Source organism: Anaerovorax odorimutans (genome assembly GCF_024459955.1).
In the GTDB taxonomy this organism is placed as follows: Bacteria; Bacillota; Clostridia; order Peptostreptococcales; family Anaerovoracaceae; genus Hominibacterium; species Hominibacterium odorimutans_A.
On sequence record NZ_JANFXK010000258.1, the window covers coordinates 1 to 214 of the forward strand.

Here is a 214-nt window from a genome sequence, read left to right on the forward strand (position 1 = left end):
CAGCAATCTCTGCCTCTCGGAAACGGGAATCTGGGAAATTTGATTTTCGGCGGAATCTCAAAAGAAAGAATCCATTTCAACGAAAAAACACTTTGGACAGGCGGTCCTTCATCGAGCCGTCCCAACTACCAGTTCGGAAATAAAGCAACGGCATATACTGCCACAGAGATTGAAAATTATCGAAAACTGCTTGATGACAAATCTTCTAATGTAT

1 protein-coding gene is annotated in these 214 nt (G+C 42.1%); it reads left to right on the forward strand.

What is annotated here, in order from left to right:
- Window positions 1-214, forward strand: a 214-nt coding sequence (locus tag NE619_RS18700; protein WP_256133949.1) for a glycoside hydrolase N-terminal domain-containing protein, incomplete at both ends; no start/stop codon positions are given.